This window comes from Streptomyces cinnabarinus, assembly GCF_027270315.1.
Classification (GTDB): domain Bacteria; phylum Actinomycetota; class Actinomycetes; order Streptomycetales; family Streptomycetaceae; genus Streptomyces; species Streptomyces cinnabarinus.
This window is the reverse complement of the sequence record NZ_CP114413.1, coordinates 4,760,488-4,783,615: the sequence shown is the minus strand read 5'-3', so window position 1 is coordinate 4,783,615 and position 23,128 is coordinate 4,760,488. Positions and strand designations below refer to the sequence as shown.

Genomic DNA, 23,128 nt, shown 5'->3' with positions numbered 1-23,128 from the left:
ATCCGGCCGTCAGCGCCGTCTGCCCTTCCCGCCCTTCGCACGCCTTCTGGCGCGCTGCGCCGCCGCGTACGGATCGGCCGGCGCGCCCTCGGGTGCGTCCGCCTCCAGCAACCGCCGGGCGGCCCGGAGGTCCTTGCGGGCCGCCTTGCCGAGCACGGGATAGCGCGGGTCGATGTCGATCAGCGTGTGCGCCAGCACCGCCGCCGTGCAGATCCGCGCGAACCACTTCCGGTCCGCCGGTACGACGTACCAGGGCGCCCACGGGGTGCTGGTCGCCGAGAGCATCTCGGAGAAGGCGCGTTGGTAGTCGTCCCAGCGGGCGCGCTCGCGGACGTCGGCGGCGGAGAACTTCCAATTGTTCTCCGGCACGTCGAGGCGCTTCATGAAGCGGGTGCGCTGCTCCTCCTTGGAGAGGTTCAGGAAGACCTTGACCACCTTGAACCCGTTGTCGGTCAGATAGCGCTCCCAGGCGTTGATGTCCCGGTAGCGGCGGTCCCAGAAGTCCGCGCCGCGCACGTCCTCGGGCAGCCGCTGCCGGTCGAGGACCTCCGGGTGCACCCGTACGACGAGGACCTCCTCGTAGTGCGAGCGGTTGAAGATCGCGATGTCGCCGCGGGCCGGCAGCCGGGCGGCGTAGCGCCACAGATAGTCGTGGCCGAGCTCTTCGCTGGAGGGCACCTTGAAGCTGCTGACCTTCACGCCCTGCGGGTTCACTCCGCTCATGACGTGCCGGATCGTCCCGTCCTTGCCGCCCGCGTCCAGCGCCTGGAGGCAGAGCAGCACGCCGTACGTGTCCTGCGCGGCCAGCCGCTGCTGGTACTCGGCGAGCAGCGACACACCTGTTTGCAGCAGCTCCACGCCGTGCTTCTTCTTCAGGTGGGCCTTGTACCGGGGATCGAAGTCCCGGCCGAGCCGCACCCGCGATCCCGGCTCCACCCGCAGCGGCTCAATGAGCTTCGCTATACGTTCGGCCCTGACGTCCGCCATCACGACCAGCCTCGCTTTCCTGTCGGGCGGCGTCACGGGCGACGGCGCCGAGCAGGATCCGGGCCCGTCGCTCGACCAGGATCGGGATGTAGACCCTGACCCTCGCCTCGCGGAAGGCCTCGTACGCCGAGGCGACGGCCGCGTCCACGACCTCCGGGTCGAGCGCGGGGTAGGCGGTCCTCAGCCCCGCCGCCACCCGGAGCAGGGCAACCGCCTCCTGCGCTGGAGCACTGTCGTCATCCAGGGATGCCAGCTCGTCCGTCGTCATCTCACAACCCCAGGAAGGCTCGACGCGCGGCGCGGACCGCCTACCTCATTCTGGGGCCAACCCGACAAAACCGCCCGACGGGCGAGGTCACCACGAGGTTCTGAGGCCGAACCCGCAGGTGCCGGACCTCGTCGCGCCGTCCTGGCCGGTCAGTTCCACGACCACCTGGCCGCTGGTGTCCTGGCTGTAGGCGATCGTGCAGATCAGCTGGCGCAGCGCCATGTCGCTCAGGCCCTTCACGGCCAGCGGGAGCCGGGTGCCGACCTTGCCGTCCGAGGAGGGGTCGACCTCGATGGCCGGGATGGAGCCGGCGGCGGGGAGATCGGTGCTCAGGTCGACGGCCCGGTCCTCCTCGTTCGGGCCGTTCAGCAGGGCCAGGACCGCCTGTTCCGTCGGCACCGGATCCGTGGCGTTCACGGCGCCGACCGTCCGGACCACGGGGTTCAGCCGTCCGTCGGCGGAGCGGAAGAAGAGCAGAACGTCGTAGTCACGGTTGAAGAAGGCCTGGAAGCTGGCGGGACCGCCCGCCTCGATGACGTCGGTCTCCTGGATACCGCAGCCACCGAGCAGCGGTATCGCCGCCGCCAGGGCCACGGCCACCGCTCTTCGGCGCCTCCGCGCACGCCTCATCCCCCGGCCTCCTCCGCGTGAAGCGGTATGTCCACGGTGAAGACGGCACCGCCTCCGGGCAGGTTCCCGGCGTGGATCGTGCCGCCGTGCAGCCGGACGTTCTCCCGGGTGATCGCCAGGCCCAGGCCGCTGCCCGCCGAGCGGGTACGGGCCGCGTCGGCCTTGTAGAAGCGATCGAAGATGTGCGGGAGCGTCTCGGGGCGGATGCCGGGTCCGCTGTCCATGACCTCGATGGTCAGCACCGGCGGGCCCTCGGAGCGGGCCGCGGTGCGCAGCCGTACCGTCACCGGCGCGGCACCGTGCCGCAGGGCGTTGCCGACCAGGTTGGCGACGACCAGGTCGAAGCGGCGCGGGTCCAGCCGGGCCCGGATGCCGTCGGGCAGGTCGCGGGTGACCCTGTCGTCGGTCCAGTGCCGGCTCTCCAGGGTCTTGCGGATGGCCTCGGCGACATCGACCTCGTCGGTGTTCAGCTCCGCCGCGCGGGCGTCGAAGCGGGAGATCTCCATCAGGTCCTCGACGAGCACGGCGAGCTTCCCGGTCTCGGCGCTGACCAGCCGGACGGCCCGCGCGGTGTCGGCGTCCAGCCGGTCGGCGTCCTCGTCGAGGACCTCGGTGACGGCGAGCATTCCGGCGAGGGGGGTGCGCAGTTCGTGCGAGACGTCGGAGGCGAAGCGGCGGGCGCGCTCCCCGGCCTCGCGCAACTCCTGCACGGAGCGCTCCAGTCGGCCCGCCGACTCGTTGAAGGTGCGGGCCAGGTCAGCCAGTTCGTCGCTGCCGCGCACCCGGATCCGGGTGTCGAGCTGCCCGCTGCCCATGCTGTGGGCCGCGTGCCGCAGTTCCCGTACCGGGCGCAGTACGCTGCGGGCGGCGATCAGGCCGGGGATCAGCGCGATGACGAGGCCGGGCACGGCGCCGTCCCGGGCGGCCATGAGCAGGGCGTCGACGTTGATCTGCTCCTCGGTCAGCGGCATGACGGCGTACAGCACGAGTCCGCTGGGCACCAGGTCGTCCGGGCCGGTCTTGAAGACCATCGGCATGGCGATGGTCAGATAGGGGACGCCGTCCTTGACGACCCGCTCGAAGCTGCCGTGCGGGTTGGCCCGCGCGGTGCGGCGCAGTTCGGCCGTGATGACGCTGGAGACGGGGTTCTCGCCCGAGGAGGCGCGCAGCGAGCCGTACTCGGCGAACACCACCCAGGGGTGCGGCTTTCCCTTGCGGGCGACGTCGCGCAGGACCTCCTCCAGGCCCGCACCGCCGCGCAGGGGCAGTCCGAAGGCCGTCTGCTGCACCTGGTCGCGGAACGAGGAGACGGCCGTGTCCTGGGCGGTCTCCAGCAGCGCGTTGCGGGCCTCGCGGTAGGTCAGCGCGGACGTCGTGCCGGCGCTGACCGCTGCGACCAGCAGGAAGGCCAGCAGGAGCCGGGTGCGCAGGCCGAACGCCCGGAACCGGCGGGGGCGGGGGCCGCCGATCACAGCGGCCCGAAGCGGTAGCCGAAGCCCCGCAGCGTCTGGACGTAACGGGGGCTGCCGGCCTCCTCCTCGATCTTGCCGCGCAGCCGGGCGACACAGGCGTCGACCAGCCGGGCGTCGGCGTGGAAGCTGTGCTCCCAGACGTGCTCCAGCAGTTGCTGCCTGCTGAAGACCTGCTCGGGGGCGGCGGAGAGGTACAGCAGGAGCTTGAGCTCCGAGGGGGCGAGCGCGAGCCGCCGGCCGGCTTTGGTGACGGTCAGTCCGACCCGGTCGATGGTGAGTTCGCCGTAGAGCTCGATGGCCGGGCGGCCGGGGCCGCTGTCGTCCAGGCGGCGCAGGACGGCGCGGATGCGGGCCTCGATCACCTCGGGGCGGGCGGGTTTGACGATGTAGTCGTCGGCGCCCGCCTCCAGGCCGATGACCACGTCGAAGTCGTCGCCGCGCGCGGTGAGCATGATGATCGGCAGCTGGCTGTGCTCGCGCACCTGGCGGCAGACCTGGACGCCGTTCATGCCGGGCAGCATCAGGTCCAGCAGCAGCAGATCGGGGCGGAACTCGGCCATGGCGGCGAGTCCGGCCTCGCCGGTCGCGGCCGCCCGGACCTCGTGGCCGCGGCGGCGCAGACCGAGTTCGACCCCCTCGCGCACGGAAGGGTCGTCCTCGATGAGGAGCACGCGGGACATCGGCGGTTCTCCCTCGGTGGGGAGAGCCTGTGGACAAACCCCCGTCGTCCGCCCGAAGGGCGGGCGCTGCGGCGTCCGGTGCGTGCGAACGCGGCGAGCGTGCGTGCCGGGCGTCGCAGCGCAGGCGAGGGTTTGTCCACAGGCTCTCATGGTCAGGTCCGGGTCGCTCTGCGGCGCAGGCCGGTGAGCAGCGCGTCGAGTTCGGCCAGGCGCAGCGGGCGGGCGAGCAGGGCGAAGGTGAGGACGACGACGGCCGCGCCGCCCACGGTGGAGACCACCGCACCCGCCGACGCGGTTCCCACGGCGGCGAGATGGCCGAGCGCGGTGGCGGGTACGGCGGCCAGCAGCAGCCGGGCGTGCGCGCCGACGGGCGACGAGCGCAGCGGGCGTTCGACGCCGAGCCGGCGGCTGAGCACCCGGGCGGTCAGCGCCCAGCCCGCGCACAGCGCCAGGGAGTACGCCGCCGCCATGCCCGTCACCGCCCAGCGCGCGGGGAGCAGCTGCGCGGCGGCCAGGGACAGCCCCGCGTTGCAGGCGACGATCACCAGGTTGAGCAGGAACGGCGTACGGGTGTCGGAGAGCGCGTAGAAGGCGCGGGACAGGACGTACTGGCCGGACAGGGCGACGAGCCCCGGCGCGAACGCCATCAGGATCCCGGCCATGGCGGCGGTGTCGTCGGCGCTGGTCCTGCCGTACCCGAAGACCAGGGCCATCACCGGGTGGGCGAGGGCGAACAGCATGCAGGCGGCGGGGATGACGGCGGCGGCACAGGTGCGCAGGCCGTGGGAGACGTCGCGGCGTACGGCGGCGGTGTCCCCGTCGGCGGCGGCCGCGCTCATCCGGGGCATCAGCGCGGTCACCACGGAGACCGTGACGATGCCGTGCGGGACGACCCACAGGGCGTAGGCGTTGTTGTAGGCGCCGTATCCGGGGCCGCCGTCGAGGCCCGCGGTGGTGGCCAGACGGGTGGTGACCCAGTAGGCGGCCTGGTTGGCGAGGACCAGCAGGACCAGCCAGCCCGCCGAGCGCATCGGGCGGGTCAGTCCGCTGCCGCGCCAGTCGAAGCGGGGCCGCCAGCGGAAGCGGGCCGCGCGCAGGGCGGGGACGAGGGCGAGGGCCTGGGCGGCGATCCCGGCGGTGGTGCCCCAGCCGAGTACGGCGGTCTCGGTCGCGGTGAGGGTGTCGCCGCCGCCCAGGGACAGCGCCAGGTAGAGGCCGAACACGCTCATGACAACAAGGTTGTTGAGGACCGGCGCCCACATCATCGCGCCGAACCGGCCGCGCGCGTTGAGCACTTGGCCGAGGAGTGTGAACAGTCCGAGGAAGAAGATCTGGGGCAGGCAATAGCGGGCGAACGCGGTGGTCATGGCCGCCTGTTCGCCGGTGTAGTCGGTGTACGCGTCGATGATCGCGGGCGCTGCCCAGACCGCGGTCGCGGTGATCACCAGCAGGGCGGCCACGCAGACCGTGACGAGCCGGTCGGTGTACGCCGTACCCCCGTCGGCGTGCTCCTTGGCGGCCTTGACCAGCTCGGGCACGAAGACGGCGTTCAGGGCGCCGCCGAGGAGCAGCATGTAGACGATGGTGGGCAGGGCGTTGCCGACCGCGTAGCCGTCGGCGGTCGGCCCGATGGTGCCGATCGCCGCCGCGACCACGGCGGAGCGGGCGAAGCCGGTGGCCCGGGAGACGACGGATCCGGCGGCCATCACGGCGCTGCCGCGCGCGGCGGAGGGGGCCTCGGGCTCCGCCTTCGTCAACTCCGGCTGCTTCACCGGCGGTTCAGGTACGCCTGGAAGGCGCGGTAGAGCGTGTGGTTGGCGCTGCCGCCCAAGGGTCTCTCCCATTCCCCCAACGTCTCGACGACCTGTCCCCCGGTGCCGAGCTTCCACCGCAGCAGTCCGTACGCACGTTCGTCTGGATCGAGAGTGGAGGGTACCCCGCGCATGTCGTAGACATCGGCGCCGAGGGCGTGGGCGTCCTGGAGCATCCGCCACTGAAGGGCGTTGGAGGGCCGGACCTCGCGGCGGTGGTCCGCGGAGGCGCCGGTCTGGTACCAGGCCCGGCGGCCCACGGTGATCATCGTGTGGGCGGCGAGGATCTCGCCCCCGTGCCGGGCGAGGTACAGCTTCATCCGGCCCGGTTCCTCGGCGTTGAGGGCCGCGTACTGGCGCTCGTAGTAGGCGAGCGAGCGGCCGAGCCGGAAGCCGTCGCGGCGCTCGGTGATGCCCAGCAGCCGGTAGAACTCGGGGAGTTCGGCCGCGCTGCCGACGACCACCTCGACGCCCTCCTTCTCGGCCCGGCGGACATTGCGCCGCCACTCCTGGTTGAGCCCGGACCACAGGTCCTCGCGGGTGCGTCCGGCGAGCGGTACGTGGAAGACGTGCCGGGGCTGGGCGTCCCCGTCCTTGTCGTCCCCGCAGCGGTGCCAGCCACGGGACCGCAGCCGATCCGCCACGGCGGTCCCGAGCGGGTCGACCTCGCTGGCGAGGACGTCACCGAGGCGCAGGCCCGGACCGGTGAGCGGCTTGAGGTGGGCGGCGTTCCAGCGCCGGTAGGCGGGCGAGGGACCGATGCGTACGGCGAAGACGCCCGCGCGGCGCAGGTGTTCGAGCAGGGGGCCGAGCCAGCCGTCGACGTCGGGGTCGCTCCAGTCCGCGACGGGGCCCTCGGGAAGGTAGGCGAAGTACCTGCGGGTGCCGGGGAACTGCCGTAGCAACACCAGTGCCACCCCGGTCAGTTGACCCGCCTCCGGGTCAGGCCCCCAGCCGAGGAGCTGGGCCCGCCAGCCCTCCTTGACCTCGGCCCAGGACGGGCATTGCAGGAACCCGGCGCCGAGGGCGGCGCCGGCGGGGGACGCGAGGAAGGCGCGGTAGGTCTCCGCGGTGACGGGACGCAGGGTGAAGCCGCGGTCCCCCGCTCGGCGTGAGCGGCTGGGCGGAACGAGCAGCGCTGACACGGTCTGGGCCTCTCCTTCTCCCCGGGCCTGTCGCGGGGACACTCAGGAGATTCACAGCGGCCCATGACGGCCCCGTCCGGCGAATGTGACCGGACCATGACCGTTCCGCACCAGTCGCCATCATGTTGCTCCACAGCGGCTGACCTCGGGTTTTACGGCTCTACAGTCACGGCATCGCCGTCGTTCCCGCCCTCCTGGAGGTCCCGTTGTCGCGTCCACGTGTACTCGCTCATGCCCGCGTCCGGGCCACCGTGGTGGCCGCGCTGCTGGTGCCGCTCGCCGCGTGTTCGTCGAACGGCTCGTCCGGCGGCCCGGGCTCCGCGAAGGAGAAGCCCGACGACCGCCCGGTCACGGTCACCGTCACACCCGAGGGGAAGCAGGTCCCGGCGGGCGACCCGGTCCGGGTCGAGGCCTCGGGCGGCAGGCTCACCTCGGTGACCGTCACCGACGGCGAGGGCCGCCGGCTCGCCGGGAAGGTCGCCGCCGACGGCCGCTCCTGGGCCTCCGACCGCAAGGCCGTGCCCGGCGCCTCGTACAAGGTGACGGCGGCGACCAGGACCGAGGGCGGCACCGCGAAGACCACCAACGCCGCCTTCACCACGGCACCGGCGGCCAAGGTCAACAAGGTCGACTGGCGGCCGGGCGCCGACGCCACCGTCGGTGTCGCCCAGCCGATCTCGCTGGTCTTCGACCACCCGGTGAAGAACAAGGCCGAGGTCGAGAAGCAGCTGAGGATCACCACCTCGAACGACACCGAGGGCTCCTGGGGCTGGATCCGCGACTGGTCGGGCCGCGACCGGGTGGACTGGCGGCCCAAGGCGTACTGGAAGCCCGGTACCGAGGTCACGCTCGACGCCCGGCTGAACGGCACCGATTCGGGCCCGGACGGCGGCTGGTTCGTCCGCGACTACACGACGAGGTTCACCATCGGCGCCGAGCAGATCGTCAAGGTCGACCTCGACACCCATCGGCTCACGCTGGTGCGCGACGGGAAGACGGTGCGGCGCATACCGGTCTCCGGCGGCACGCCCGGCGGGGACAAGCGCTCCTGGCGCGGTACCGCCGTGCTCATGGCCAAGGAGGGCACGATCAACATGAACTCCGAGACGGTGGGCCTCGGTGACGCCTACGACAAGATGGTCGACTACTCGATGCGGCTGACCTGGTCGGGGATGTACGCGCACGCCGCGCCGTGGAACGCCGCCTGGTTCGGCAACGCCAACCGGAGCTCGGGCTGCATAGGGATGAGCGACGCGAACGCGGCCTGGTTCTACGGCCAGGTGCGGCCCGGCGACCCCTTCGAGATCTCCGGCGAGGAGACCAAGGGCGTGGTCGATCCCGGGAACGGTTTCGGCGCGTGGAACCTGTCGTGGGCGGAGTGGCAGGGGAAGAGCGCGGTGCGCTGACGGAGCATCAGAGCCGCTGCTTCTCCCGTGGGCGCGTCACTGTTGCCCGGGGCGCGTGCACCGTCCGGTCGGGCTGGTCGCCGGGGGCCGGCACTGGAGGGAGAAATCGGCCGCGTTCTTGCTGAGATAGCGGCCGATGCAGGTGGTGGCCGTGGTACGGCCCCGCTCGGCGCAGAACCTGAGGGCGGCGCGCCCGTCGGCGAAGGGGCCCGGGGCGTAGATGACCCAGTAGCCCGGCCGGAGCGAGGCGAAGTTGTCGCTCCGGACGTACACCGCACCGGGCACCGTCGTCCGAATACGGGCGAGGCGTTCGTCCCGGGCCGCCGTGCCGGAGGAGACCGGCTCCGAGTAGAGCTGGGCGATCCACTGGCCACCGGCTGCCGGGGGTTTGGGGCGCACGGTTCTGGACGGGGTCACTGCTGTCGGGCTCGCGCTCGGGCTCCGCGTCGGTTCCGTCGGTGCACTCGCCGAAGGTGAGGGCGTCGGCGAGGCCGGCTGTGTCGCGGAGGCACTGGTGGATGTGCCGACCCGGGCGTCGTCGGTGGTTCCGGTCTCGTTCGATGCGCGGAGCGCCAGGACCACGGCCGTTGCCGTCGCCAGCACCACCAGGGTCGCCGCCGCGGCAACCAGGACGGTGGTGCGTCGTCGGATGGCGCCCGGCCCCTGCCCACGTGCGGCATCCGGTCGCGTCGGCGGATCCGGGGGTCCAGGTACCCCCTGCGGCAGAGGCGGCATCGGCGCCGCGGTCACCGTGGGCGCCGTGGGCGCCGCCCACCCCGGCGTCGCCCCCGACTCCACCGCCGCGAGCATCGCGTCCAGTCGAGCCGCGTCCGGGCGAGCCGACGGGTCGCGGACGAGCAGGGCCTGCAGTACGGGGGACAGCGGGCCCGAGCGGACCGGCGGTGGTACCGGGTCGTCCAGCACCGCCGCCAGCGTGGCCAGCGTGTGCGCGCGGCGCAGTGGGCTCACGCCCTCCGTGCACACGTACAGGACCAGACCGAGCGCCCACAGGTCGGAGGCCGGTGTGTCACCGTGCCCGCGGATGCGCTCCGGCGCCATGTACTCGGGGGAGCCCACGAGTTGACCCGTGACCGTCAGCGAGGTCGTGCCCTGGAGGGCGGCGATGCCGAAGTCGGTGAGTACGGCCGTACCGTCGGGACGGAGCAGGATGTTCGCCGGCTTCACGTCCCGGTGCCGGATGCCCGCGTCATGCGCGACCCGCAGCGCCGTCAGCACCTGGCGCCCGATCCGCGCCGCTTCCGCCGGCTGCAACGTGCCGCCGTCCAGCCGCTGTTGCAGCGATACGCCGGGCACCAGCTCCATCACGATCCACGGATGCGGGTCCGCCTCGACGATCTGGTGGATCGCCACCACATGCGGGTTGGAGAGCCGCGCCAGCGCCCGCGCCTCGCGCAGCACCCGCTCCCGTACCGTGTCCGAGGCCTCCGCCTCGGGGCGTACGGCTTTCAGCGCCACCTCGCGTTGCAGCACGGTGTCCCAGGCCCGCCACACCGTCCCCATGCCGCCGCTGCCGAGCCGCTCGATCAGCTCGAAGCGTCCACCGACCACGTCCCCCGCTGCGTCCATGCGCGACAGGTTAGGGCAGCCCGGACCCGGCCGAGGCCACCCAGCCCGGCCAGGTCGGGCCGTGACACCGGTGGCTGGTGAGTTGTCCGGGAACTCCCCCGGAATTGTCCGTGATCGGCAACAGCGGGATCCCCCGGGCAACTTTTCTCGTCCTGCCAGGTGGTCGCAAGGCGGCCCGGGGGCGGGCGAGCAACTAAGGGAAAGCGGGACGGACATGGCGCGGCACGGTGCGGGGCGGGGCTGGTACACCAAGGTGGTCGGGGCGGCGCTCGGGGTGATGGTGCTGGCCACCGGGGCCTCGGTGTGGTCGGCGCAGGCGGATGCCGTGGACTCGGCGGCGCAGGCGACCACGCCGGAGCGCAAGGTCAAGGCGGTCGAGAAGAGCATCGCGCACGCCTCGGAAGCGGGCGCCCGCGGCGTCAACATCACCATCGACGACGGCCCCGACCCCAACTGGACCCCCCAGGTCCTGGACGTGCTGCGGGAGAACGGCGTGAAGGCCACGTTCTGCATCGTGGGTACGCAGGCCGAGGCCCACCCCGACCTGGTGAAGAAGGTGGTCGCCGAGGGCCACCGCCTGTGCAACCACTCCGTCTCCCACGACACCACCATGGACCGGCAGTCCAAGGCCTACCAGCGCTCGCAGATCCTCGACGCCGAGCGCATGATCACCGAGGCGTCCGGTGGCGTCCGGCCGATGTACTACCGGGCGCCGGGCGGTGCCTTCACCCCGTACAGCCGTGAGCTGGCCGCCTCCCGGGGCATGCGTCCGCTGGGCTGGAACGTGGACACCAAGGACTTCGAGCAGCCCGGCGCGGACGCCATCGTCGCCACCGTCGAGCGGGAGCTGCCCAACGGGCCGACGCTCCTCTTCCACGACGCGGGCGGCGACCGCGCGCAGACCGTCGAGGCGCTGCGCCGGGTGCTGCCCTCGCTCAAGGAGCAGGGCTACTCCTACGGCTTCCCGGTGCGCTGAGCACACACGTGCTGTCCAGCCCCAGCACATGGTTGAGCCGGCCGAACGCCAGCCACGATCCGAGGCACATGGTCAGCTCGACGATCTCCGCCTGGCTGTAGTGCGCGGTCATGCGCCCCCAGAAGCCGTCGTCCAGTCGGTGGTGGTCGAGGACGTAGCGCTCCGCGTACTCCGCCGCCAGCCGGGTCCGCTCGTCGAAGGAGTCCGCCGTACGCCAGTCGGCGACCGCGTCGAGGAAGCCGTCCTCGACCTTCTCCCCGTCGCGTTCGGTGCGCCAGTCCAGGCAGAACAGGCAGCCGTTGAGCTGCGCGACGCGCAGGCGGGCGGCCTCGAACTCGCGCAGGCCGAGGGTCGTGTGCTCGTAGACGGCGAGCGAGAGAGTCGCTGCCGCCGGGCCGATCCCGGGCACCAGCTCGCCCCAGACGTACGCGAGGGGATCGGCTCCCTCGGGAATGTCGATCCGCATGGTCACCTCTTTCCCAGCCGTCCCGCCGCGGGGCGCAGCGGGACGTCGAGTGCGTCGTAGAGACCCGGCTCGGCCTCTACGAGCCAGTCGATGGCGTTGACCAGCCGCCCGGCCGCCGTCGCGTTGCCCCCGGCGGCCCGGTTCTCCCCCTCGTCCGTCGCCTCGACCGTGACCTCGATCCGGGGCCGCCCCTCGATGATCACCCGGTGCGCCCCGGCCCCGCCGCCCGGCGGTACGGGCCAGTCCGGGGCGCAGTCGGGATGAATACGGGTGATGTGCTCGACGACGATGCGCGGTTCCCCCGCGACCATGCCCCGCACCTCAAGCCGGATCGCGCCCTGGGTACCGGCCGCGAACTCCCCCATGGTGCCGGTGACGACGGAAGCCTCAAGAGGCCGCCGTTCCAGAACCTCATCGATCCCGTCGAGTACGGCGCCCAGGGCCCGCGCCATCATCCGCAGCTGCCCGCCCCAGATCATCGTCGGAATGCCCTCGGCGAGCATCAGCGGCTGGTAGTTGAGCGGATGCCCCATCCCGATCAGCCCGCGGACCGCTTCCTCCTGGTCGTACGTCGAGTAGTCGAAGATCTCCTGGCAGCGGACGGTGTCGATGTCCGAGCCGAGCCCGCTGACCAGGAGCGGGAGCACGTCGTTGGCCCACCCCGGGTCCACACCCGAGACGAACAGCGAGCCGCCGCCGTCCGCCGCGGCGGCGAGCAGGGGGGCGCGGATCTCCTCCGGGGCGTTCGTGCAGTCGTACATGCCGTACAGGGACGGCGTGACGACGACCGCGCCCGCGCGGAGTGCGCGGCTGATGTCCTCGATCGCGCCGTCGGGGCGGACGTCGCCGGAGGCGGCGTACACGAGCGCGCGGGGGCCTTCCTGGAGTTGAAGCACCCCCTCCACATCATCGGTCGCCGTCACCCCGAGGCGCCGGCCGAGTCCGGCGAGCTCGCCCGCGTCCTTGCCGACCTTGGCGGGGCTGGACACCAGCACGGCCGCCAGGCTGAGCAGCGGGTGGGCCGCGACGGCTCGTACGGCCGCGCGTCCGACGTTCCCCGTGCCCCAAACCACCGTGGGAATCATGGCCGGAGGGTAACGACGCGCCCCGGAACTTCCCATAGCCGTGCACGAGGAATAGCGGTGCGCGTCAGATGAGTTCGGGCTCCGGTTCCGGCTCGGGCTGCTTGACGGGAGCGGGGGTGCGATCCCATGCCGCGAGCGTCTGTACGTATGCGTAGACCACGGACGCCATGGCCAGGAGCAGCAGCGGCCCGGACACCCAGGGGTGCTCGGCCAGCTCCACGGACAGGAAGCGGTACGACAACAGGAGCGCGGTGAAGACGGTCGCGCCGTAGGCAGTGAGCCGGAGCCCGGTGCGGTCCCAGTCGCGGTCGTAGGTGCGCAGGCCGGCCTCGATGGTGAGGGTGAAGACGACACCGGCGATGAGGTCGGCGCCGTAGTGGTAGCCGAAGCCCAGGGTCGCGGCGAGGGTGGCGATCAGCCAGAAGGTCCCGGCGTAGCGCAGGGCTCGGGGGCTCTTGCGGGTGTGGAGGAAGATCGCGGTGGCCCAGGCGGTGTGCAGGCTGGGCATGCAGTTGCGCGGGGTGATCTCGTCGAAGGAGAACGGCTGCGGGGTGCTGATCGACGGCATGGTGTCGGGCCAGATCGTCGCGACCGCCCACGGTGTGGTGGGGGGCGATTCCGGCGCCCAGAAGCTGACGTCGGCCCAGTGCGCGTTGCCGGTGCCGTAGGCGTAGAGAGGGCCGACGACGGGATAGATCATGTAGATCGCGGGACCCAGCAGCCCGATCACCAGGAACGTACGGACCAGATGATGACGGGGGAATCGGCGCTCCGTCGCGACATTGCGCAGCTGATAGAGAGCGGCGATGACGGCGGCGACCGCGAGCTGGCCGTAGACGAAGTCCAGGAGGTTGAAGCCGACGGGACCGCTGGCCGTGACGATCCGGCCGACCAGCCAGGAGGGGTTGCCGAGTGCGTGGTCGGCCATCGCGACGTACTGGTCGAGGACCGTGGGGCGGGTCTTGGAGGTGATGAGCAGCCAGGTGTCCCCGGTCTTGCGCCCGGCGACGAGGAGCAGGGCGAGCCCGACGCCCTTGAGCAGCAGGACGCGCTCACTGCCGCTGCGACGGGTGAGGGCGATGACCCCGTGGGCCAGGATCACCCACAGGGCGCCGGTGCCGTAGGGATGGCCTTCGGTGATCTTGAGATCGAATACCCACCGGACGGCGACGATGACGAGGTCGATTCCAACCGCGGTGGCCAAGGAGATGAGCCGCTGCCGCCAGCTGAGCACGACCATCATCAGGGCCATACCGGCATAAAGCAGGCCGCCCGATTTAGGCGCGAATATCACCTCTCGCGCCTGATTGGTGAGCGGCCCCGGCAGCCCGTATCGCCGCGCGGCGAACTCCAGCGCTATGAGGAATCCCAGAGCCACGACGCCCACCGCGGCCCAGAGTCTTGGTATTCGTCTCAATTTCAGCCAATTTACTAGTCCCGAACCACAGGCCGACGCCCGACCGACCAAGACGGAATAATCGCACTTCGGGTTCCGCCCCTGTTAGGGGTGTGTCCAAGAACGCGTCGCCGACTGTTGGCTCCACGCGAAACCCCCGGGGCTAAGACCCGGGGGTCTGGATGCGCGCTCGTTCGACGCGCCGGGACGGCCTCAGGCCGTGGCGGGCTGTTGAACCCGGTCTCGGCGTTTCCGCGGCCGCTGCCCATTCCCTTGAAGACGTTCATGGTGACGGTCCAGTTGGAGGAGCCGGTGACGGAGACGTTGAGGTTTTAGCGGTCGCTCCACTGCTGCCAGCGGTGGTGGAGGTGGCGGCACCGGGTGCTCCGCGACTCTCTCCGCCGGTTACCCCAGTTCACAAGTTCTGACCGCCAAACCCGACGCCAGCGGCAACAACTGGGGCGTCACCATCCAGCACAACGGCAACCGCACCTGGCCCTCGGTCACTTGCACTGCGACCTAAAACGAATGGTCTGGGCCCCGCCCTCTCACCAGGTGGGGCCCAGACGCAGGAGCACGTCCCGTACCTCCCCGACGTGCGGGTTCTCGGACGTCCCGGGGCGTTGGACCAAGTACCCCGTATTGATCGGCGCATCCTCCGGCTCGTGCAGAGGCATCAACGCACCCTCCGCCAGCTCCCGTTCGCACAAATACCGCGGCAGGACCGAGAAGCCCGCCCCCGAGGTCACCGCCGTCAGGACGCCCCGCAGGTCCGGCATCGTCACTGCGGCCCGGCAGTTCAGGCGCTGGTCGAAGACGTGGCGCCAGTAGCGGCGGAGGATCGGGAGGTCCTCGGCGTAGGAGACCAGGGGGACGGTGTGCAGGACGCCGGGGCCCTCGGTCGTCACCCGGTCGCCGATCCGGTCCGCCCACACCGGCGCCGCCGCCAGGACGAACTCCTCGTCGAGCAGCGGCGTCGACAGCAGGGTCCGGCCCCGGGGGCGGTGGGTGGCGATGACCAGGTCGTGGCGGCCCGCCCGCAACTCCTCCAGCAGCGGATCCGTCAGCCCGGGGCTCACCCGCAGCCGTACGCCCTCGGCGACCAGCGGGGCCAGTGCGGGCAGGATCCGCAGGCAGAGGAGTTCGGCGGGACCGGCCAGATGGACCGGGGCCGGCGGGCCCGCCTCCGCCGGGTCGTGCCCGGTGGCCGCGAGCAGCGCGTCCAGCGGGGCGGCGACCCTGGCGGCCAGGTCATGGGCGTACGGCGTGGGCGTGACGCCCCTGGGCAGCCGGGCGAACAGCTCGCGGCCCGACTGCCGCTCCAGGGCCTTGACCTGGGTGGTCACCGTGGGCTGGGAGATGCCCAGCAACTGCGCGGCGGCGGTGAAGGAGCCGGAGCGGTAGACGGCGAGGAACGTCCGGACCAGGTTCAGGTCCTGGGTGACCGGGCCGGGGGCCTGGGCACCCTGCGCTCCATTGGCTTCCTTATGGCTCACACCCGCGAGCCTAATGCGCCCGTATGGCCGGATCAGGCCAGCTTCTTCAGCAGCTCGGCCGCCAGCGGGGCCGAGGAGGCGGGGTTCTGGCCGGTCACGAGGTTGCGGTCGACGATGACGTGCGGCGCCCACGGCTCGGCGGCCCGCACGTCCACGCCCGCCTCGACGAGCCGGGTCTCCAGCAGCCACTTCGCCTTGGGGGCGAGACCTGCCTGGGTCTCCTCGTCGTTGGTGAAGGCGGCAACCCGGTACCCGGCGAAGGCGTTGGCGCCGTCCTCGCGGGTGGCGGCGAGCAGCGCGGCCGGTCCGTGGCAGACCACGCCGAGCGGCAGTCCGGCGTCCAGGGCGTCGACGAGGATCCGGCCGGAGACGGCGTCGACCGCCAGGTCCTCCATGGGGCCGTGGCCGCCGGGGTAGAAGACGGCGGCGTAGTCGCCGAGGTTCACGTCCTCCAGCCGGATCGGGTTCTTCAGCTCGGTCATCGCGGCGAGCCCGGCCGCGACCGCGTCCGCGTTCTCCTGGCCGCCGTTGACCTCGGCGGCGAGGCTGCCCCGGTCGACGGTGGGCACGACACCGCCGGGCGTGGCGACGACGATCTCGTGGCCCTCGGCGGTGAACCGCTGGTAGGGGGCGACGGCCTCCTCGGCCCAGAAGCCGGAGGGGTGGCGGGTGCCGTCGGCAAGGGTCCAATAGTCGACGCCGGTCAGCACGAAGAGAATCTTCGACATGGGGAGAACTCCAGAGGGTGCGAGCAGTGCAGGACCTCGAACGTAAGCCCGCCCACCCATTGGTTTCCAATGAGGAATCCAATCCCGGCCATTGATATCCCTATGGCTGCACCAGACCCGTCTGGTACGCGATGACGACGAGCTGCGCCCGGTCCCGTGCGTTGAGCTTGGTCATCGCCCGGTGGATGTGGGTCCGTACCGTCAGCGGGCTCACGACCAGCAGCTCGGCGATCTCGGCGTTGGACTTGCCCTCCGCCGCCAGCGCCATGACCTCCCGCTCCCGGCCGGTCAGCTCGGCCAGCCGCTCCGGGGGCGCCAGCTGGGTGCCCGGTGCCGGGGAGGTGAGGAAGCGGGTGATGAGGGTGCGGGTGGCGCCGGGGGACAGCAGCGAGTCCCCGGAGGCCACCGTGCGGATCCCGGCCAGCAGGGCGTCCGCGGTGACGTCCTTGCCGAGGAAGCCGCTCGCCCCGGCCCGCAGCGCCTGGGCGACGTAGTCCTCGGTCTCGAAGGTGGTCAGGATCAGCACCCGGGTCGCGGCGAGCGCGGGGTCGGCGCAGATCGCGGAGGTGCCGGAGAGTCCGTCGGTGCCGGGCATCCGGATGTCCATGAGGACGACGTCCGGGTGGTGGGCGCGGGTCAGCTCCAGCGCCTCCGCGCCGTCCGACGCCTCCCCGACCACCTCCAGGTCGGGACAGGAGTCGATCAGTATCCGGAAGGTGGCCCGCAACAGGGCCTGGTCGTCGGCGAGCAGCACCCTGATGGTCATGGGCCCTCTCCTTCTACGGCGGCGGCGGACGGCTGGAGCGGCAGCGCGGTGGTGACCTCGAAACCGCCCTCGGGGCGGGGGCCCGCGCAGAGTTCGCCGCCGATGGAGTGGGCGCGTTCCCGCATGCCCATCAGCCCGAAGCCGCCGGTCGCCGGGGAGCCGGTGGCGGGGCCGTCGTTGCTGACCGTGATGACCAGCCGGGCGTCGGCGTAGGTGAAGCGGACGTGGGCGCTGTGCGCGGCGGCGTGCTTGGAGACGTTGGTGAGGGCCTCCTGCACGATCCGGTACGCGGTCAGGTCCGCGCCCGGCGACAGCGGCCGGGGCACGCCGTCCGTGGTGACCATGACGTCGAGGCCCGCCGATCGGTAGGTCGAGATCAGCTCGGGCAGCCGGGCGAGACCGGGGGCGGGCTCAAGGCCCTCGCCCGGCGGGTGGTCGTCCTGGCGCAGCAGGCCCAAGGTGGCCTTGAGCTCGCGCAGCGCCGAGGAGGTGGTGCCGGTGAGGTCGTTGAGGATCCTCTCGCTCTGCTCGGGGTTGCTGCGCGCGAGGTGGGCGGCGGTACCGGCCTGCGCGTTGGCCAGCGCCAGGTGGTGGGCGACCACGTCGTGCAGTTCCCGGGCGATCCGCATGCGTTCCTCGGCGACCCGCAGCCGGGCCTCCTCCTCCCGGGTGCGCTCGGCGTGCTCGGCGCGGGCCTGCACGGACTCCAGGTAGTCGCGCCGCAGCCGGGCCATGTTGCCGGCGACGATCGGCAGGGCCAGCCAGAAGACGGGTCCGATCACCGTCAGGACGATGGAGAGGTCGGGGATGTTCTCGCTGGCCACGTTCACGGTCAGCAGCGCCACGGCGACGACGGCGGCGTACGCCCGGACGGTCCTGCGGTCGCACAGGACGGCGAGCCAGTACATCGCCGCGAGCAGCGGGGCCAGCAGCAGCGGGGTGAGCAGATAGCCGCGCGCGATGGCGGCGACCGTGACCAGGGCGACCACGACGACGACCGTGCGCGTGTGGGTGCGGTACTTCAGCAGCACGAAGCAGGACAGGCCGAGCATGATCTCCAGGGGCTTGCCCGAGTCCGGGGTGCTGGTGCCGGGGAGGCTGAGCTGGGTGCCGAGGCTCGCGCAGCCGATCAGGGCCAGCACCATCACCACGTCGAGGGCGCGCGGGAAGCGTGCCGCGTAGCGCTCGATGCGGTCGGCGTAGCTCTCCATGTTGGTGATCACGGGCTGCTCTCTCGGTCAGTGGTGCAGACATCCATGGTGGACGATGCGGGGCCGCCCGGGTCGGTGACGACGACCCGGGCGGCCCCTCCGCCGCACGCCTCAGGCGCGCGCGACCTCCTTCTCGGCCGGTACGGCGGACGGCTCCACCGGACGGTTCAGCGCCTCGCCCTCCACATCGACCCTGGGCAGGATCCGGTCCAGCCACTTCGGCAGCCACCAGGCCTTGTCGCCGAGCAGGGCGAGGACAGCCGGGACGATCGCCATCCGCACCACGAAGGCGTCGAGGAGGACGGCCGCGGCGAGCCCGAACCCGATCATCTTGATCATGGAGTCGCTCTCGCCGATGAACCCGGCGAAGACCGCGATCATGATCAGCGCGGCGGCCACGACCACCCGGGCGCTGTGCCGGAAACCGGAGGTCACGGCCTGGGCGGGGCTCTCGCCGTGGACGTACGCCTCGCGCATCCGGGAGACCAGGAAGACCTCGTAGTCCATCGCGAGTCCGAAGACGATGCCCACCAGGAAGATCGGCATCAGGCTCATGATCGGGCCGGTGGTCTCCACGCCCAGGAGTTCGGCGCCGTGGCCCTGCTGGAAGACCACGACCACCGCGCCGAGGGAGGCGAGCACCGAGAGCAGGAAGCCGAGGGCCGCCTTCAGCGGGACCAGGACCGACCGGAAGACCACCAGCAGCAGGATCACGGCGAGCCCGACCACGAGGATCAGATACGGCACCAGCGCGGACTGCACCTTGTCGGCGATGTCGATGTTCATCGCGGTGGTGCCGGTGACGTCGAAGGTGGCCCCGGTCGCGGACTCCATGTCCGGCCGCTCGCCGCGGATGGAGGTGACCAGGTCCTTGGTCTTCTCGTCGGTCGGCGCGGTGGCCGGGACGACCGAGAAGACGGCGGTGTCACCGGCCTCGTTGAACTGGGCGGGGGACACCGACACCACGCCCTCGGTGCCGCCGATCTCCTGGGAGATCGTGTCGGCGGCGGCCTTCGGGTCGTCGGCGCCCTTGGCGTCCACGACGACGGTCAGCGGCCCGTTGAAGCCGGGCCCGAAGCCCTCGGCGAGCGCGTCGTAGGCCCGGCGCTCGGTCGTGGACGTCGACTTGGCCTCGTCGCCCGGCATGCCGAGCTGGAGGTCGGTCATCGGTATCGCCAAGGCGCCGAGGCCCACGACGCCGAGCAGCAGCACGGGCAGCGGGCGGCGCAGCACGAAACGGGCCCAGCGGGTGCCGCCGTTGTCCTTCTTCGGGGCTTCCTCGGTCGTACGGCCGGCCTTCGGGGTCTCCTCGGTCGTACGGCCGGCGCGGCGGGCCTTGCGGGCCAGTACGGCGTTGGGCCAGAAGCCGAGCAGGGCCGGGACGAGGGTCAGCGCGATCAGTACGCCGACGACCACCGCGCCCGCGGCGGCCAGGCCCATCTTGGTCAGCATCGGGATGCCGACGACGGAGAGCCCGGCCAGGGCGATGACGACGGTGAGACCCGCGAAGACGACCGCGGAACCCGCGGTGCCGGTGGCGAGGGCGGTGGCCTCCTGGGGCGCCCGCCCCTTGGCCCGCTCCTCGCGGTAGCGGGAGACGACGAACAGGGCGTAGTCGATGCCTACGGCGAGACCCAGCATCGTCGCCAGGGTGCCGGTGGTGCTGGACAGTCCGAGGGCGGTGGACAGGGCGAGGATGGTGGCCATGCTGACGCCGACGCCGATGACGGCGGTGAGCAGCGGCAGTCCGGCGGCGGCCAGCGAGCCGAAGGTGATCAGCAGCACGACCGCGGCGATGGCGACGCCGATCGCCTCGGCGGCGCCGCCGGGGCCGCCGGTCTCCTCCAGGGCGGTCCCGCCGGCCTCGACGGTGAGCCCGGAGTCCTGGGCGTGGTCGAGCGCCTCCTCCAGATGCGTCTTGCTCGCGTCGGTGAGATCGACGGCGCCGACCTTGTAGGTGACGGTGGTGTACGCCGTGGAGCCGTCCTCGCTGACCGCGCCGGCCTTGAAGGGGTCCACGGCGCTCGCGACCTGCGAGCCGTCCCCGAGTTCGGCGACCGCCGCCTCGACGGCCGCCTTGTGCTCGGTGGCGGTGACCTTCTCGCCGCCCGGCGCGACGAAGACGACCCGGGCGCCGGCGCTGTCGCCGGTGGTGCCGGGGAAGCGCTCCTCCAGCAGGTCGAACGCCTGCTGCGATTCGATCCCCGGCATGGAGAACTCCTCGTCGACGGCGCCCGAGGAACTCATGGCGCCGAACCCGACGGCGGCCAGGACGGCGGCCCAGACCAGGGCGACGCGCCAGCGCCGCCGGAAGGCCAGGCGGCCCAGTCGATACAGGAAAGTAGCCACGAGGAGGGGTCTCCAGATCTGGATGTCGAAGGTTCCTCAAGGCTCCCGGGGCAAGGGGTGCCGTGTCGTCGTGCGGCTGCCGACACTGCGCGGTACTGAAATCGCAGTACGGCCCCCCGTGCGGCTCCCACCCGGGGACGACGGCGCATCGCCCTCAGGTCGCGCCCCTCCCCTGACTGTCCACAACCTGTGAATGCCTCGCGCCTTCTCCGGCGGCGCGCTCAACTCCCCTAGGTTCTCCTGTGGTTGGGCATGACAGCCCTTCGAACGCACAGCGCGGGAGCGAGCATGAGCACGAAGACCGGACCCCAGCGATACCCGGGCGCGAGCCGGGCCAACTGGTACCAGGACGACTTCGGCGGCGACGCCATGCAGGTCAACGTCGTCGTCCTGCACACCACCGAGGGCCGCTCACTGCCCGGGTACGGCGGTGGCGGCTCCGCGCCGAACCTGACGGCGGTGCCGGACCTCGGGGCGAAGAAGCTGAAGTGGTACCAGCACTTCGACATCGAGACCTCCTCCCGGGCGCTGGTCAACCTCGGCGGCGGCGTCGAGACGAACACCCTGAACGTCTGCCAGGTCGAACTGGTCGGCACCTGCGACCCCAAGACCCACGCCAAGTGGAAGAAGTCCGGCGACGCCCACCTGTACTGGCCGGAGGCCCCGGACTGGGCGCTGCTCGGCGTCGCCCGGTTCCTCTCCTGGATGCACGAGGAACACGGCGTCCCCCTGTCCGGCCCGAAGTCCTGGCCCGCCTATCCCTCGTCGTACGCCAACGGCGGCGGCCAGCGCATGTCGGGCACGAGGTGGGAGGCGTTCAAGGGGGTGTGCGGGCACATGCATGTACCCGAGAACGCCCATGGCGACCCTGGCGCCGTCGACTTCGCCCGGCTGCTGAAGCACGCCAAGGCCGACCTGGACCTCGGGGGCGACAAGGAGCCGGCGGAGACCGGGACCGTCGAGCCGAGGGTGCCCGCCTTCCCCGGACGCAAGTACTTCCGGGCGGGTGCCGTCAACGAGCATGTCCTCAAGCTCGGCAAGCGGCTGGTCGAGCGTGGTTTCGGTGATCACTACAAGGTCGGCCCCAGCAGGGCCTGGGGTGAGGCGGACCGGCTGAACGTGCGGGACTTCCAGAAGTCGCGGCCCGAGCTGCGCGGGGACGCCGACGGGCACCCCGGGCCCCTCACATGGCGGTTGTTGTTCTCGTGAACACTTCAATGAGAACTTAAATTACTGAACCGTAACCTACCGACCAGTATTGACCCGGTGGTTACCGACGGTACGGTCCTGGCGAACCAACCCGCACTCTCCTGCCAGCCGCTTCAACAGGAGGTTCGCCATGCCCGTACGCAGACGGCTCCTGGCCGCAAGCGTCATCGCCGCCGCAAGTCTCGGCGCCCAGGCCCTCTCCGGGACCACCGCCACGGCCGCGGACGAGGTCGTGTCCCGGGGCGTCACCATCCCGGCGTTCTACAACCCGCCCACCACCCTGCCCGCCGCGGACGGCGCCCTCGTCCGCACCGAGCCGCTCAAGCTGGCCCTGAGCCTGCCGAGCCTGAACGGCCCGCTGCCGGGCAAGGCGACCCGGCTGATGTACAAGTCCACCGACGCCGGCGGCAAGCCCGTCGCCGTCACCGGCGCCTACATCGAACCCTCGGCCGCCTGGAAGGGCGAGGGCCCCCGACCGCTGGTCGCGCTCGCCCCCGGCACCATGGGCCAGGGCGACCAGTGCTCCGCCTCCATGGGTCTTGAGCACCCGATCCGGTTCAACGGCGAGACCGTCTCCGTCGGCTACGAGGACCTGGCGATCTACCGCCTCCTCTCCAAGGGCGCGGCCGTCGTCGTCACCGACTACGCGGGCCTCGGCGCCACCGACCGCCTGCACACCTACGTCAACCGGGTCGACGAGGGGCACGCCCTCCTCGACGCCGCCCGTGCCGCCCGCAAGGTCGCCGGGGCCTCGGTCACCGCCGAGTCCCGGGTGGGCGTGTTCGGCTACAGCCAGGGCGGCGGGGCCAGCGCCTCCGCCGCCGAACTCCAGCCCTCCTACGCGCCCGACGTCAACCTCGTCGGCGCCTACTCCGGGGCTCCGCCCGCCGACCTGACCGAGGTCACCCGGGCCATCGACGGCAGCGAACTCGCCGGTGCGCTGGGCTGGTCCCTGAACGGCTTCGTCCAGTCCGAACCTGCGCTGAAGCCGATCGCGGACGCCCATCTGAACGCGGCCGGCAAGGCGGCGCTGGCCGACCTGTCGACGATGTGCGTGGGCGACGCTCTGTTCAAGTACGGCAACGCCGACAGCACGGACTGGACCAACGACGGCCGCTCGGTCAGCGACATCATCGCCGCCACCCCGGAGCTGAAGGACTACCTGAACACCCACCGCATCGGCACCATGAAGCCGGCCGCGCCGGTCCGCGTGGTCACCGGCATCAGCGACGACCTGGTCCCCCACGGCCAGGCCCGGCGGCTGGCGACCGACTGGTGCGCCAAGGGCGCGAACGTGACCTACGAGGCGGAGCTGATCCCGCCGCTGGGCAGCTCGCTCCTCAACCACCTCACCCCCCTGCTCACCGACCAGGGCGACGCGGTGGACTGGATCACGGACCGGCTGAACGGCAGGTCCGCGCACTCCAACTGCTGGAGCATGCCGCTCCAGCCGTGACGGC

20 protein-coding genes and 1 pseudogene are annotated in these 23,128 nt (G+C 71.7%); 5 read left to right on the top strand and 16 right to left on the bottom strand.

Going from position 1 to position 23,128, the window contains the following annotated elements:
• Positions 1 to 9 precede the first annotated feature (9 nt).
• From STRCI_RS21600 to STRCI_RS21570, 7 genes are all read right to left on the bottom strand, one after another.
• Complete coding sequence (locus STRCI_RS21600) at positions 10 to 987, bottom strand: polyphosphate kinase 2 family protein (RefSeq protein WP_269660599.1); 978 nt, start codon at positions 985 to 987, stop codon at positions 10 to 12.
• Positions 947 to 1,255 carry a three-helix bundle dimerization domain-containing protein gene (locus STRCI_RS21595; protein ID WP_269660598.1) on the bottom strand — a complete coding sequence of 103 codons (309 nt, stop codon included), beginning with the start codon at positions 1,253 to 1,255 and terminating at the stop codon, positions 947 to 949. Before STRCI_RS21595 ends, STRCI_RS21600 begins: the two co-directional genes overlap by 41 nt.
• An 87-nt stretch (positions 1,256 to 1,342) precedes the next feature.
• Positions 1,343 to 1,885 (bottom strand): hypothetical protein, encoded by a 543-nt coding sequence (locus STRCI_RS21590; RefSeq protein WP_269660597.1) that lies wholly within the window; start codon positions 1,883 to 1,885, stop codon positions 1,343 to 1,345.
• Complete coding sequence (locus STRCI_RS21585; RefSeq protein ID WP_269660596.1) at positions 1,882 to 3,357, bottom strand: sensor histidine kinase; 1,476 nt, start codon at positions 3,355 to 3,357, stop codon at positions 1,882 to 1,884. The genes STRCI_RS21590 and STRCI_RS21585 overlap by 4 nt, the downstream gene beginning before the upstream one ends.
• A complete protein-coding gene (locus STRCI_RS21580) occupies positions 3,354 to 4,037 on the bottom strand; it encodes a response regulator transcription factor (protein ID WP_015659047.1) in 684 nt (227 codons plus the stop codon). Before STRCI_RS21580 ends, STRCI_RS21585 begins: the two co-directional genes overlap by 4 nt.
• A gap of 152 nt (positions 4,038 to 4,189) precedes the next feature.
• Positions 4,190 to 5,881, bottom strand: coding sequence for a murein biosynthesis integral membrane protein MurJ (gene murJ, locus STRCI_RS21575; RefSeq protein WP_418953365.1), 1,692 nt, complete (start codon positions 5,879 to 5,881; stop codon positions 4,190 to 4,192).
• Positions 5,806 to 6,993, bottom strand: coding sequence for a lipid II:glycine glycyltransferase FemX (locus STRCI_RS21570; protein ID WP_269660594.1), 1,188 nt, complete (start codon positions 6,991 to 6,993; stop codon positions 5,806 to 5,808). The genes murJ and STRCI_RS21570 overlap by 76 nt, the downstream gene beginning before the upstream one ends.
• A gap of 206 nt (positions 6,994 to 7,199) precedes the next feature.
• On the opposite strand from STRCI_RS21570, the gene STRCI_RS21565 reads away from it, so the two are divergent.
• On the top strand, positions 7,200 to 8,399 hold the full coding sequence (locus STRCI_RS21565) for a L,D-transpeptidase (protein WP_269660593.1): 1,200 nt from the start codon (positions 7,200 to 7,202) through the stop codon (positions 8,397 to 8,399).
• Between the two features lie 36 nt (positions 8,400 to 8,435).
• Here the strand turns inward: STRCI_RS21565 and STRCI_RS21560 are convergent, their stop codons facing one another.
• A complete protein-coding gene (locus tag STRCI_RS21560; RefSeq protein WP_269660592.1) occupies positions 8,436 to 9,986 on the bottom strand; it encodes a serine/threonine-protein kinase in 1,551 nt (516 codons plus the stop codon).
• A 214-nt stretch (positions 9,987 to 10,200) separates the two neighbouring features.
• Between STRCI_RS21560 and STRCI_RS21555 the strand changes: the two genes are divergently transcribed.
• The gene (locus tag STRCI_RS21555; RefSeq protein ID WP_269660591.1) at positions 10,201 to 10,962 is read left to right on the top strand and encodes a polysaccharide deacetylase family protein; all 762 of its coding nucleotides are present in this window, start codon (positions 10,201 to 10,203) and stop codon (positions 10,960 to 10,962) included.
• On the opposite strand, the gene STRCI_RS21550 is transcribed toward STRCI_RS21555, so the two are convergent.
• The 3 genes from STRCI_RS21550 to STRCI_RS21540 all read right to left on the bottom strand — a co-directional run bounded on the left by STRCI_RS21550 (position 10,922) and on the right by STRCI_RS21540 (position 13,930).
• Positions 10,922 to 11,428 (bottom strand): carboxymuconolactone decarboxylase family protein, encoded by a 507-nt coding sequence (locus tag STRCI_RS21550; RefSeq protein ID WP_269660590.1) that lies wholly within the window; start codon positions 11,426 to 11,428, stop codon positions 10,922 to 10,924. The two genes, STRCI_RS21555 and STRCI_RS21550, sit on opposite strands and share 41 nt — an antisense overlap.
• 2 nt (positions 11,429 to 11,430) lie before the next feature.
• Positions 11,431 to 12,513 (bottom strand): NAD(P)H-dependent amine dehydrogenase family protein, encoded by a 1,083-nt coding sequence (locus STRCI_RS21545; RefSeq protein WP_269660589.1) that lies wholly within the window; start codon positions 12,511 to 12,513, stop codon positions 11,431 to 11,433.
• Between the two features lie 64 nt (positions 12,514 to 12,577).
• Positions 12,578 to 13,930 (bottom strand): DUF5933 domain-containing protein, encoded by a 1,353-nt coding sequence (locus STRCI_RS21540; protein WP_269660588.1) that lies wholly within the window; start codon positions 13,928 to 13,930, stop codon positions 12,578 to 12,580.
• A gap of 316 nt (positions 13,931 to 14,246) precedes the next feature.
• On the opposite strand from STRCI_RS21540, the pseudogene STRCI_RS21535 reads away from it, so the two are divergent.
• Positions 14,247 to 14,432, top strand: a pseudogene (locus STRCI_RS21535) (glycoside hydrolase family 11 protein); the annotation flags it as partial.
• A 25-nt stretch (positions 14,433 to 14,457) separates the two neighbouring features.
• Here the strand turns inward: STRCI_RS21535 and STRCI_RS21530 are convergent.
• From STRCI_RS21530 to STRCI_RS21510, 5 genes are all read right to left on the bottom strand, one after another.
• Entirely contained in the window at positions 14,458 to 15,405 is a 948-nt protein-coding gene (locus STRCI_RS21530) for a LysR family transcriptional regulator (protein WP_269660587.1), read from the bottom strand.
• A 32-nt stretch (positions 15,406 to 15,437) separates the two neighbouring features.
• Positions 15,438 to 16,133, bottom strand: coding sequence for a type 1 glutamine amidotransferase domain-containing protein (locus tag STRCI_RS21525; protein ID WP_269660586.1), 696 nt, complete (start codon positions 16,131 to 16,133; stop codon positions 15,438 to 15,440).
• A gap of 100 nt (positions 16,134 to 16,233) precedes the next feature.
• Positions 16,234 to 16,899: a response regulator transcription factor gene (locus STRCI_RS21520; protein WP_269660585.1), complete on the bottom strand. Its 666-nt coding sequence runs from the start codon at positions 16,897 to 16,899 to the stop codon at positions 16,234 to 16,236.
• Entirely contained in the window at positions 16,896 to 18,110 is a 1,215-nt protein-coding gene (locus tag STRCI_RS21515) for a sensor histidine kinase (protein WP_418953470.1), read from the bottom strand. Before STRCI_RS21515 ends, STRCI_RS21520 begins: the two co-directional genes overlap by 4 nt.
• A gap of 111 nt (positions 18,111 to 18,221) precedes the next feature.
• A complete protein-coding gene (locus STRCI_RS21510) occupies positions 18,222 to 20,459 on the bottom strand; it encodes an MMPL family transporter (RefSeq protein ID WP_269660583.1) in 2,238 nt (745 codons plus the stop codon).
• Between the two features lie 288 nt (positions 20,460 to 20,747).
• Between STRCI_RS21510 and STRCI_RS21505 the strand changes: the two genes are divergently transcribed.
• Complete coding sequence (locus STRCI_RS21505) at positions 20,748 to 21,668, top strand: peptidoglycan-binding protein (protein ID WP_269660582.1); 921 nt, start codon at positions 20,748 to 20,750, stop codon at positions 21,666 to 21,668.
• A 130-nt stretch (positions 21,669 to 21,798) separates the two neighbouring features.
• Positions 21,799 to 23,124: a lipase family protein gene (locus tag STRCI_RS21500; protein WP_269660581.1), complete on the top strand. Its 1,326-nt coding sequence runs from the start codon at positions 21,799 to 21,801 to the stop codon at positions 23,122 to 23,124.
• Positions 23,125 to 23,128 lie beyond the last annotated feature (4 nt).